Annotated in this window: 8 protein-coding genes; 6 read left to right on the top strand and 2 right to left on the bottom strand. The window is 62.7% G+C overall.

What is annotated here, in order from left to right:
• The first annotated feature begins 65 nt into the window (after positions 1 to 65).
• The 3 genes from KFO72_RS17935 to KFO72_RS17925 all read left to right on the top strand — a co-directional run bounded on the left by KFO72_RS17935 (position 66) and on the right by KFO72_RS17925 (position 2,994).
• Positions 66 to 617: a shikimate kinase gene (locus KFO72_RS17935; RefSeq protein WP_035988874.1), complete on the top strand. Its 552-nt coding sequence runs from the start codon at positions 66 to 68 to the stop codon at positions 615 to 617.
• A gap of 16 nt (positions 618 to 633) precedes the next feature.
• Positions 634 to 1,716, top strand: a complete 1,083-nt coding sequence (gene aroB / locus KFO72_RS17930) for a 3-dehydroquinate synthase (RefSeq protein WP_054929166.1) — start codon at positions 634 to 636, stop codon at positions 1,714 to 1,716.
• A gap of 111 nt (positions 1,717 to 1,827) precedes the next feature.
• Complete coding sequence (locus KFO72_RS17925; RefSeq protein WP_225032708.1) at positions 1,828 to 2,994, top strand: deoxyguanosinetriphosphate triphosphohydrolase; 1,167 nt, start codon at positions 1,828 to 1,830, stop codon at positions 2,992 to 2,994.
• 189 nt (positions 2,995 to 3,183) lie between these two features.
• Here KFO72_RS17925 and KFO72_RS17920 read toward each other — a convergent pair whose 3' ends face one another.
• Together KFO72_RS17920 and KFO72_RS17915 are read right to left on the bottom strand one after the other, a co-directional pair.
• Entirely contained in the window at positions 3,184 to 3,567 is a 384-nt protein-coding gene (locus tag KFO72_RS17920; RefSeq protein ID WP_054929144.1) for a DUF883 family protein, read from the bottom strand.
• A 331-nt stretch (positions 3,568 to 3,898) separates the two neighbouring features.
• Positions 3,899 to 4,621 carry an OmpW/AlkL family protein gene (locus tag KFO72_RS17915; protein ID WP_054929143.1) on the bottom strand — a complete coding sequence of 241 codons (723 nt, stop codon included), beginning with the start codon at positions 4,619 to 4,621 and terminating at the stop codon, positions 3,899 to 3,901.
• A 187-nt stretch (positions 4,622 to 4,808) separates the two neighbouring features.
• Here KFO72_RS17915 and KFO72_RS17910 point away from each other — a divergent pair, with 187 nt between their 5' ends.
• The 3 genes from KFO72_RS17910 to KFO72_RS17900 all read left to right on the top strand — a co-directional run bounded on the left by KFO72_RS17910 (position 4,809) and on the right by KFO72_RS17900 (position 12,098).
• Complete coding sequence (locus tag KFO72_RS17910; RefSeq protein WP_035988887.1) at positions 4,809 to 5,516, top strand: transposase; 708 nt, start codon at positions 4,809 to 4,811, stop codon at positions 5,514 to 5,516.
• A gap of 310 nt (positions 5,517 to 5,826) precedes the next feature.
• A complete protein-coding gene (locus tag KFO72_RS17905; protein WP_054929142.1) occupies positions 5,827 to 10,530 on the top strand; it encodes a glutamate synthase-related protein in 4,704 nt (1,567 codons plus the stop codon).
• Between the two features lie 101 nt (positions 10,531 to 10,631).
• Positions 10,632 to 12,098, top strand: a complete 1,467-nt coding sequence (locus KFO72_RS17900; protein WP_054929141.1) for a glutamate synthase subunit beta — start codon at positions 10,632 to 10,634, stop codon at positions 12,096 to 12,098.
• Positions 12,099 to 12,237: the final 139 nt, after the last annotated feature.

Here is a 12,237-nt window from a genome sequence, read left to right as displayed (position 1 = left end):
CGACAAGGCAGGCGCTTTGCCAGTAAGCTGCCGCACGAACTACACCGGATTAGCCAGAGGATAAGTTGCAACCGCGGGACGCACACGCCAACGTTTTTTTTGTAGGGCTCATGGGGGCAGGTAAGACCACCGTGGGCCGGGCCGTGGCGCGCCGGCTGGATCGCCCGTTCTTCGACTCCGATCATGAAATCGAGGCGCGCACGGGTGCGCGCATCCCGGTGATCTTCGAACTCGAAGGCGAATCGGGCTTTCGCGACCGCGAGGCCCAAGTGATCGCCGAACTCACCGGACGCGAAAGCATCGTGCTCGCGACGGGCGGCGGCGCGGTCTTGCGCCCGGAAAACCGCGACGCGCTGCGAGCGCACGGCATCGTCGTCTATCTGCGCGCCAATCCGCACGACCTCTGGCTGCGCACGCGCCGCGACAAGAACCGGCCGCTTCTGCAGACCGAAGACCCGAAAGGGCGCCTCGAAGCCCTCTATGAAGTGCGCGATCCGCTCTACCGCGAATGCGCCCATTTCGTGATCGAAACGGGGCGTCCGTCCGTCAACGGGCTCGTCAACATGGTGCTGATGCAGCTCGAGATGGCGGGCGTCGCCAAGCCTGCTACGTCATAATGGCGAGATGAATTCCATGATTACCGTCAACGTCGAACTGGGCGAGCGCGCCTATCCCATACACATCGGCGCCGATCTGATCGGCCGCAGCGAACTGTTCGCGCCGCATATTCGCGGCGCGTCGGTGACGATCGTCACCAACACGACGGTCGATCCCCTGTACGGCGACACCCTGCGCAAGGCGCTCGCGCCGCTCGGCAAGGACGTGTCGACGGTCGTGCTGCCTGACGGCGAGGCGCACAAGAATTGGGAAACGCTGAATCTGATCTTCGACGCGCTGCTCGGCGCGCGGGCCGATCGCAAGACCACGCTGATCGCGCTCGGCGGCGGCGTGATCGGCGACATGACGGGTTTCGCGGCGGCCTGCTACATGCGCGGCGTGCCGTTCATCCAGGTGCCAACCACGCTGTTGTCGCAGGTCGATTCGTCGGTCGGTGGCAAGACGGGCATCAACCATCCGCTCGGCAAGAACATGATCGGCGCGTTCTACCAGCCGCAAGCGGTGATCGCCGATATCGGCGCGCTGCGCACGCTGCCGCCGCGCGAACTGGCGGCAGGGGTCGCGGAAGTCATCAAGACAGGCGCGATTGCCGACGCAACGTTCTTCGACTGGATCGAAGCGAACATCGAGGCGCTCAATCGCCGTGAGCCGGAAGCGCTTGCCGAAGCGGTCAAGCGGTCGTGCGAGATCAAGGCTTCCGTCGTCGCGGCCGACGAGCGTGAAGGCGGTCTGCGCGCCATCCTCAACTTCGGGCATACGTTCGGTCACGCGATCGAAGCGGGGCTCGGCTATGGCGAGTGGCTGCACGGCGAAGCGGTGGGCTGCGGGATGGTAATGGCGGCGGACCTGTCCGTGCGTCTCGGCCATCTGGACGAAGCCGCGCGCAAGCGGCTGGTCGCCGTCATCGAGGCTGCGCATCTTCCGGTTCAGGCACCCACGCTCGGCGCGGCGCGCTACGTCGATCTGATGCGCGTCGACAAGAAGGCGGAGGCGGGCGAAATCAAGTTCATCCTGCTGAAGCGTTTCGGCGACACACTGATTACCCGCGCCCCCGACGAGGCGGTGCTCCAAACGCTAGACGCCAGCGTCGGCACCTGACGCGAAGCGCAGCGGCCCCGCCAGACAGCGGCCGTCGCATCTGATTCGGAGATATCGGTGAGTGAAATACGCAGCGACCCTCTGAGCGAATCACTCGACGCCGCTTCGGTCATGCCCGTTACCGGCGTCGTATCGCTGCCCACCATCGCCGCGCTCGAAGCGCACCTCGCGCCGTATGCCGCGCATTCTTCCCAATCGCGCGGCCGGCGCCATCACGAAGCGCCGCCGAGCGCGCGCACAGAATTTCAACGGGATCGCGACCGCATTGTTCATTCGACCGCTTTCCGAAGGCTCGAGTACAAGACCCAGGTCTTCGTGAATCACGAGGGCGATCTGTTTCGCACACGGCTCACGCACAGTCTCGAAGTCGCGCAGATCGCGCGTTCTGTCGCGCGCAATCTGCGCGTGAACGAAGATCTCGTCGAGGCGATTTCGCTGGCACACGATCTCGGACACACGCCCTTCGGCCATGCCGGGCAGGATGCGCTCAACGAATGCATGCGCGACTACGGCGGCTTCGAGCACAACTTGCAGAGTCTCGCCGTCGTCGACGATCTCGAAGAGCATTACGGCGCGTTCGACGGCCTTAACCTGTGCTTCGAGACGCGCGAAGGCATCCTCAAGCATTGCTCACGCGAAAACGCCCGGCGTCTGGGCGAACTGGGCGAGCGTTTTTTGCAAGGGCGGCAACCGTCGATCGAAGCGCAGATCGCCAATCTCGCCGACGAAATCGCATACAACAACCACGACGTGGACGACGGTCTGCGTTCGGGGTTGCTCACGATCGAGCAGCTCGCCGAAGTCGAGCTATGGCACACGCACTACGACGCAGCGCGGCGCGACTATCCGCAGATCGAGGGGCGCCGGCTGATTCACGAGACGGTGCGGCGCATCATCAACACGCTGATCGTCGATCTGATCGACACGACCACGCGCAATATTGCGCAGCATGCGCCGGCGTCGCTGGACGACGTGCGCCGCGCGCCGCCGCTCGTCGCGCACAGCGACGCTGTCGCTGCGCAGGCCACACAGCTCAAGCGGTTTCTCTTCAAGAACCTGTATCGCCACTATCGCGTCATGCGGATGGCCAACAAGGCTCAACGGGTGATCGCCGGTTTGTTCGACGCGTTCATCGACGATCCCCGCCTGCTGCCGCCCGCCTACCAGACGCCGGACGCAGCGAAGCAGCCGCGCCTCATCGCGCATTACATCGCGGGCATGACGGACCGCTACGCTTCGAAGGAATACCAGCGACTGTTCATCGTAGACGGCGATTGACGTGGTCACGTCTCGCGCCTGACAACGCTGCCAGAGCCGCGCGAACCGCGACGTCAGCAGTCTGCGCAACGATGCCGCGCGCGCGAACTTCCGCTCGCCCGGCTCGACATATCGAAGGGAAGCGGCGCGCAGTCACGCGCCGTGCCCGTGCTGCGCAACGATCCGAGGTCCAGCCCGGCGCCGCGTGCGTCAGCGCGAGCCGCCTCGCGCAAGCAGGGCGCCTGCGATCAGCGCGACGCCACCAACAATGGCAATCGTCCGCCACGGATTTTCATGCACGTAATCATCGGCATCGTGGATTGCCGCTTCGGCGCGCTCGCGCATCGCATCGCGCGTGTCGTTCAGACGTGTGCGCGCTTCGTCGAGACGTTTGCGCATTTGCGTGCGCAGCACCGCGGCGTCCGCTTGCGTGCCGTCTCCGAGCGTATTCTCGAGTTCGGTCATCAGGGTGCGCAGTTCGCTTGCAATATCTTCTGCGGCATGTCGACTGTGGCGCGCAATGCGTCGCGCACGACGTCCAGCCGTGGTCCAGGATTCGCCCAGGGCATCTCGCGTGTTAGGAAGTGCAGTCATGGTCGCTCCGTCGATGAAGGTAGTTTGAGTATCCCCGCAACACAGCGCGGGAAGTATCCTCTGACGCAACTTCGATGCCCGCCCGGCGATCTGATCCACACAGACGCTCCCACTGCACCGATGCATGCCGCATGCGGCAGAAATTGCACCGCTGGCGCGCCCGTTTCAGTCAAATTTACAACGGGCGGCGGCGTGTATGGCGGGAATGATGTCGCGATCCGTCGGAGACGAAGGCGTGTACATACAGGTATCGTGATCGCATGGAAAAACGCCGACGCGCTTTTGCAGATCGGCGTTGTTCAAGCCCGAAAATCTCGTCTACCCTGTTGTGTTAGAACCGGTAACCGAGGTTCACATACGTGACGATCGGGTTCAGACGAATCTTCGTTTCCGACTGGACGTTGACGGTACCGATGGGAGTCTGCGCCTGGGTGTTCAGCTTGGCGGTCGTCGAGAGCGGCAGATACGAGATAGAGAAGCCCGCGAACCAGTGGTCGGTGAACGCGTACGTGAAGCCGGCATTAAACACGGGCTCCCACGAACTATCCGTTGTTACCGTGGTCGGACCATGAAGTACGTTGGCTTCGAAAGCACCGTTCGTGATGTGCTCGTCGGTAAACGAGACGCGGCTCACACCCAAGCCCAGATACGGACGGAACTTCGCTTGCGGCTGGTTGAAGTAGTACTTGAACAGCAGCGTCGGGCTCCACTGTTTTGCTGAGCCGAGCTTGCCATATTGCTGGAATGCGCCGCTGCCGTGCAGGTCGAATTGCGGCGGTACGCCGATCACGAACTCGGTGGCGATATGGTCGGTGACGAAGTAACCCCCGGTGAAACCGATGGTGTCGCCGCTGCCGAGTGTGGCGCCCGTGTTGGGCACAGTGATATTGACGGGCGTGCCGTTGACGTTTGTCTCTCTCAGCGGGTCACTACTGGACTGAGGCGCGAGATGGAACCACCCTGTTGTAACGAAGAAACTGCCGGCCGATTGCGCGTGCGCTGTGGTTGTTATGCAAGCGAGTGCCGCGACCCCCAAGGCCTGTTTTAATTTCATTTGTGCTCCTCCAAAAAAGGCCCGCCAATTATGACCACAACGTTTCAAACAAACCATACGCACCGGTTAGAGCGTTCTGCCTAGGCTTTTTGCCGTTTTCCGGCAGACCCGCTTGGCGCGTGAGGCCGCGCCGGCGCAGCTTTTCGGACCTTCGGGTATGTACCAACGCGACTTTGGATAATCCAGCATGGCACGGCTTGCACGTCTTTATGTCCCCGACCAGCCGCAACACGTGATCCTGCGCGGACTCGACCAGCAGCCCGCATTCGTCGACGACCAGGATTACGAACTGTTCATCGATTGCCTGAAGGCGGCTTCGCGCGATCACCATTTATCCGTTCACGCATACGCGCTGATGCCGGGCGCGGTGCAGCTGCTCGTCACGCCCACCGACGAATCGAGCCTGCCGAAAGCGATGCAGGCGGTCGGCCGACGTTACGTTGCGCACTTCAATCGCCGATACTCGCGGCGCGGCACGTTGTGGGAAGGCCGCTATCGCGCGACGGTGATCGAAGGCGAGAAGTACTTCCTGCTCGCGAGCCGCGTGGTCGAAATGTCGCCGGTGCGCAACCAGCTGGTGAGCACGCCCGAAGACTACCGATGGTCCAGTTATCGGCATCACATCGGCCTGACCTTAGACAGTTTGATCACCGATCATCGTTTGTACTGGTCGCTCGGCAATACGCCATTCGAGCGGCAGCGCGCGTACCGCGAACTGTGCGAGCAGCCGCTCGACGAACGCGAAGCCAGCCAGCTTCAGCAGGCCACCTTGAAGGGCTGGGTGCTCGGTAGCGACTCGTATCGGGAGTGGGCGGCGCGGGCCGCGAACCGGCGCGTCTCGCCCTTGCCAAGGGGCCGGCCGCGCAAGGTCCGGGAGACGCCGCAAACCCAATAAGCCTTTTGTGTTCAACGGCTTGCTGGCAAAAGCAGAAAGAAAACGGCATTCACGCATGCCGTTTTCTTTTGCCCCGTTTTGATGTGGCACCAATTAACGGGGCGAAAAATGCACCACATTGATAATAGGGGCCCGACCATCACATTTTGTTTGCTATTCCTTTGATTCGTCGCGTATATTCCGATTTCCGGCGTCCCGATGTGCAACTGCAATATCGCGCGTCCGCGGCCGCCCGCGCGGTCGAAGTCCGCACCGCGGGCAAAAACAAAATGGTTCAACGGCCCCACGGCCCCTGACAGACGGTGTCCCCATGAACGACCATCAGCAGCCGCTTTCCACGGTTCCCGCCGCGCAAGGTCTTTACGACCCCGCAAACGAGCACGACGCATGCGGCGTCGGCTTTGTTGCGCATATCAAGGGCAAGAAAAGCCACGAAATCATCCAGCAGGGCCTGAAGATCCTCGAAAACCTGGATCACCGGGGCGCCGTCGGCGCCGACCCGCTGATGGGCGACGGCGCGGGCATCCTGATCCAGATTCCGGACTCGTTCTACCGCGAGGAGATGGCGAAGCAGGGCGTGACGCTGCCGCCCGAGGGCGAATACGGCGTGGGCATGATCTTCCTGCCGAAGGAACACGCATCGCGTCTCGCCTGCGAACAGGAACTGGAGCGCACGGTGAAGGCCGAAGGCCAGGTCGTGCTCGGCTGGCGCGACGTGCCCGCGGACCACACCATGCCCATTTCGCCGACCGTGAAGGCGAGCGAGCCGCTGATCCGCCAGATTTTCATCGGCCGCGGCAAGGACATCATGGTGACGGACGCGCTGGAGCGGAAGCTGTACGTGATCCGCAAGACGGCGAGCCACCGCATTCAGGCGCTCAAGCTGAAGCACGGCAAGGAATACTTCGTGCCGTCCATGTCCGCGCGCACGGTCGTCTACAAGGGGCTGCTGCTGGCAGGCCAGGTCGGCGTGTACTACCGCGACCTGCAGGACGAGCGCGTCGTGTCGGCGCTCGCGCTCGTGCACCAGCGTTTCTCGACCAACACGTTCCCGGCGTGGGAGCTGGCTCACCCGTACCGCATGATCGCCCACAACGGCGAAATCAACACGGTGAAGGGCAACGTCAACTGGCTGAACGCGCGTACGGGCGCGATCGCCTCGCACGTGCTCGGCGACGACCTGCCGAAGCTGTGGCCGCTGATCTATCCGGGCCAATCGGACACGGCGTCGTTCGACAACTGTCTCGAACTGCTCGTGATGGCCGGTTACCCGCTGGTCCACGCAGTGATGATGATGATTCCCGAAGCATGGGAACAGCACACGCTGATGGACGACAACCGCCGCGCGTTCTACGAATACCACGCCGCGATGATGGAACCGTGGGACGGCCCCGCTGCCATCGCGTTCACCGACGGCCGCCAGATCGGCGCGACGCTCGACCGTAACGGCCTGCGTCCGGCGCGCTACATCGTCACGGACGACGACCTCGTGATCATGGCGTCGGAGGCGGGCACGCTGCCCATTCCGGAGTCGAAGATCGTCAAGAAGTGGCGTCTGCAGCCGGGCAAGATGTTCCTGATCGACATGGAGCACGGCCGCATCATCGACGACAAGGAACTGAAGGACAACCTCGCGAACGCCAAGCCGTACAAGAGCTGGATCGACGCCGTGCGCATCAAGCTCGACGAAATCGAGCCGAACGCGGAAGACGTCGTCACGGAGCGCCGCGAAGCGGCTGCGCTGCTCGATCGCCAGCAGGCGTTCGGCTACACGCAGGAAGACCTCAAGTTCCTGATGGCGCCGATGGCGCAGGCAGGCGAAGAAGCCGTTGGCTCGATGGGCAACGACTCGCCGCTGGCCGTCATGTCCAACAAGAACAAGACGCTCTATCACTACTTCAAGCAGCTGTTCGCGCAGGTCACGAACCCGCCCATCGACCCGATCCGTGAAAACATGGTGATGTCGCTGGTGTCGTTCGTCGGCCCGAAGCCGAACCTGCTCGACACGAACAACATCAACCCGCCGATGCGCCTCGAAGTGTCGCAGCCTGTGCTCGACTTCAAGGACATCGCGAAGATCCGCGCGATCGATCAATACACGGGCGGCAAGTTCAGCTCGTACGAACTGAACATCTGCTACCCCGTGAGCTGGGGCAAGGAAGGCATCGAAGCGCGCCTGGCATCGCTGTGCGCGGAAGCCGTGGATGCCGTCAAGTCCGGCTACAACATGCTCATCGTGTCGGACCGCAAGACCGACCGCGACAACGTCGCGATTCCGGCGCTGCTGGCTACGTCCGCGATCCATTCGCACCTCGTGCAGCAAGGTCTGCGCACGAGCACGGGCCTCGTCGTCGAAACGGGCTCGGCGCGCGAGACGCACCATTTCGCGCTGCTCGCGGGCTTCGGCGCGGAAGCCGTTCACCCGTACCTGGCAATGGAAACGCTCGCGCAGATGGCCGCGGGCATGAAGGGCGACCTGTCGGCGGAAAAGGCGGTCTACAACTTCACGAAGGCAATCGGCAAGGGCCTGCACAAGGTCATGTCGAAGATGGGTATCTCGACGTACATGTCGTACACGGGCGCGCAGATTTTCGAAGCAGTCGGTCTCGCTGAAGATCTCGTGAACAAGTACTTCAAGGGCACGGCGTCGAAGGTCGGCGGCATTGGCCTGTTCGAAGTGGCGGAAGAAGCGATCCGTCTGCACCGCGACGCGTTCGGCGACAACCCGGTTCTCGCCAACATGCTCGACGCGGGTGGCGAGTACGCCTACCGCGTGCGCGGCGAAGACCACATGTGGACGCCAGATGCGATCGCCAAGCTGCAGCACTCGGCGCGCAGCAACTCGTATCAGACGTACAAGGAATACGCGCACCTGATCAACGACCAGACGAAGCGTCATATGACGTTCCGTGGCCTGTTCGAGTTCAAGGTCGATCCGTCGAAGGCGATTCCGCTGGACGAAGTGGAATCGGCGAAGGAAATCGTCAAGCGCTTTGCAACGGGCGCGATGTCGCTCGGCTCGATCTCGACGGAAGCGCACGCCACGCTGGCTGTGGCGATGAACCGTATCGGCGGCAAGTCGAACACGGGTGAGGGCGGCGAAGATGAAAACCGCTATCGCAACGAACTGCGCGGCATTCCGATCAAGAATGGCGACACGATGAAGTCCATCCTCGGCGATGAAGTCGTGACCGACATCCCGCTGAAGGAAGGCGATTCGCTGCGCTCCAAGATCAAGCAGGTCGCGTCGGGCCGCTTCGGCGTGACGGCGGAATATCTCGCTTCTGCCGACCAGATCCAGATCAAGATGGCGCAGGGCGCGAAGCCCGGCGAAGGCGGCCAGTTGCCGGGTCACAAGGTGTCCGAGTACATCGGCAAGCTGCGTTACTCGGTGCCGGGCGTCGGCCTGATCTCGCCGCCGCCGCACCACGACATCTATTCCATCGAAGACCTGGCTCAGCTGATCCACGATCTGAAGAATGCCAACCCGGCGGCGAGCATCTCGGTGAAGCTGGTGTCGGAAGTGGGTGTCGGCACGGTCGCTGCGGGTGTCGCGAAGGCGAAGGCCGATCACGTCGTGATCGCCGGTCATGATGGCGGCACGGGCGCATCGCCGCTGTCGTCGGTGAAGCACGCCGGCACGCCGTGGGAACTGGGCCTCGCTGAAACGCAGCAGACGCTGGTGCTGAACCAGTTGCGCGGCCGTATCCGCGTGCAGGCCGACGGCCAGATGAAAACGGGCCGCGACGTCGTGATCGGCGCGCTGCTCGGCGCGGACGAATTCGGCTTCGCGACGGCGCCGCTGGTCGTCGAAGGCTGCATCATGATGCGCAAGTGCCACCTGAACACGTGCCCGGTCGGCGTCGCGACGCAAGACCCCGTGCTGCGCGCGAAATTCCAGGGCCAGCCGGAACACGTCGTGAACTTCTTCTTCTTTATCGCGGAAGAAGTGCGCGAAATCATGGCGCAACTGGGCGTGCGCAAGTTCGACGACCTGATCGGCCACAGCGAATACCTCGATATGAAGAAGGGCATCGAGCACTGGAAGGCGAAGGGTCTCGACTTCTCGCGCGTGTTCTATCAGCCGGACGTTCCGGCGAGCGTCGCGCGCATGCATGTCGATTCGCAGGATCACGGCCTCGACCGCGCGCTCGATCACACGCTGATCGAGAAGGCGAAGGCGGCCATCGAGAAGGGCGAACACGTGTCGTTCATCCAGCCGGTGCGCAACGTGAACCGTACGGTCGGCGCGATGCTGTCCGGCACGATCGCGAAGAAGTACGGCCACGACGGTCTGCCCGACGACGCGATCCACATCCAGTTGAAGGGCACGGCGGGCCAGAGCTTCGGCGCGTTCCTCGCGAAGGGCATCACGCTGGATCTGGTCGGCGACGGCAACGACTATGTCGGCAAGGGTCTGTCGGGCGGGCGCATCATCATCCGTCCCACGAATGATTTCCGCGGCAAGTCCGAAGAAAACATCATCTGCGGCAACACGGTGATGTACGGCGCGATCGAAGGCGAATCGTTCTTCCGTGGTGTTGCGGGCGAGCGCTTCTGCGTGCGTAACTCGGGCGCGACGGCGGTCGTCGAAGGCACGGGCGACCACGGTTGCGAATACATGACGGGCGGCACGGTCGTCGTGCTCGGCGAAACGGGCCGTAACTTCGCGGCGGGCATGTCGGGCGGCCTCGCCTACGTGTACGACGTGGACGGTACGTTCGCGGCCAAGTGCAACAAGTCGATGGTCGCGCTGGAGCCGGTGCTGCAACAGGCCGAACAGGAACGCACGGTCGACAAGGCGCTGTGGCACATGGGCCAGACCGACGAAGCGCTGCTCAAGGGGCTCATCGAACGTCACTTCCAGTTCACCGGTTCGCCGCGCGCGAAGGCGCTGCTCGAAAACTGGGATGCGTCACGCCGTCAGTTCGTGAAGGTGTTCCCGACGGAATACAAGCGCGCGCTGGGCGAAATGGGCGCGAAGAAGGCAGCCAAGGAAGTACTCGCGGCCTGATCGTTTCCCGCCCCAACCCCTGACGACATAACGAAGCGCGCCCGCTGCAACACGCAGCGGGCGCCGATCCCCTCACCGATTAGATAGACATAGAGAACCACATGGGCAAGGCAACCGGTTTTCTCGAGTTCGAGCGCCGCCACGAGGCGTACGAAGCACCCCTCACGCGTGTGAAGCACTACAAGGAATTCGTCTCGGCATTGACCGACGACGAAGCCAAGATTCAGGGCGCGCGTTGCATGGACTGCGGCATCCCGTTCTGCAACAACGGCTGTCCGGTGAACAACATCATCCCGGACTTCAACGACCTGGTGTTCCGCCAGGACTGGAAGAACGCGATCGACGTCCTGCATTCGACGAACAACTTCCCCGAGTTCACGGGCCGCATCTGCCCGGCGCCGTGCGAAGCGGCGTGCACGCTCGGCATCAACGACGACCCGGTCGGCATCAAGTCGATCGAGCACGCAATCATCGACAAGGCGTGGGCCGAAGGCTGGGTTGCGCCGCAACCTCCGAAGCACAAGACGGGCAAGAAGGTTGCCGTGGTCGGTTCGGGCCCGGCGGGTCTGGCGGCTGCGCAGCAACTCGCGCGCGTCGGTCATGACGTCACGGTGTTCGAGAAGAACGACCGCGTTGGCGGGCTGCTGCGTTACGGCATCCCCGACTTCAAGCTGGAGAAGTGGCTGATCGACCGTCGCATGCGCCAGATGGAGGCGGAAGGCGTGACGTTCCGCGCGAACGTGTTCGTCGGTAAGGACCCGCTTCCGGCGCACATCGGCAACACGGCGAAGGAAACCATCACGCCGGAAGAACTGAAGGATCAGTTCGATGCCGTGATCCTGACGGGCGGCTCCGAGACGCCGCGTGATTTGCCTGTGCCGGGCCGTGAGCTTGCGGGCATTCATTACGCGATGGAATTTTTGCCGCAGCAGAACAAGGTCAACGCGGGCGACAAGGTTGCGGACCAGTTGCTTGCGAAGGGCAAGCATGTCGTCGTGATCGGCGGTGGCGATACGGGTTCGGATTGCGTTGGCACGTCGAACCGTCATGGCGCGAAGGGTGTCACGCAGTTCGAACTGCTGCCGCAGCCGCCGGAAGAGGAAAACAAGCCGCTCGTGTGGCCGTACTGGCCGGTCAAGCTGCGCACGTCGTCGTCGCATGAGGAAGGTTGCGAGCGGGATTGGGCGGTTGCTACGAAGCGTTTCGAAGGCAAGAACGGCAAGGTCGAGAAGCTGATCGCGGCGCGTGTCGAATGGAAGGACGGCAAGATGGTCGAAGTGCCCGATTCCGAGTTCGAAATGAAGGCCGATCTCGTGTTGCTGGCGATGGGCTTTACGCAACCTGTTTCGCCTGTGCTGGAGGCCTTCGGCGTCGATAAGGATGCGCGTGGGAATGTGCGTGCTTCTACCGAAGGCGATAAGGCTTATTACACGTCGGTGGAGAAGGTGTTCACGGCGGGGGATATGCGGCGCGGGCAGTCGCTCGTGGTGTGGGCGATTCGCGAGGGGCGGCAGTGTGCGCGGTCAGTTGATGCTTATCTGATGGGGCATTCTGAATTGCCGAGGTAGTTTTTGTTTGTCTGCGACGCTGGGCGGTTTGTTTGGGTTTTGCGCTGGCATCCGCGTGCGCTGGCATCCGCGATGCGTTATCTCGCTTCATGCGTCGCCCCTGTGCGGGGCGGCACCTACTTTTCTTTGCCGCCGCAAA

This window comes from Paraburkholderia sp. XV (assembly GCF_020177535.1).
Classification (GTDB): domain Bacteria; phylum Pseudomonadota; class Gammaproteobacteria; order Burkholderiales; family Burkholderiaceae; genus Paraburkholderia; species Paraburkholderia caribensis.
Note: the sequence above shows the minus strand (reverse complement) of the source record. Positions and strands in the feature narration are given on the sequence as shown.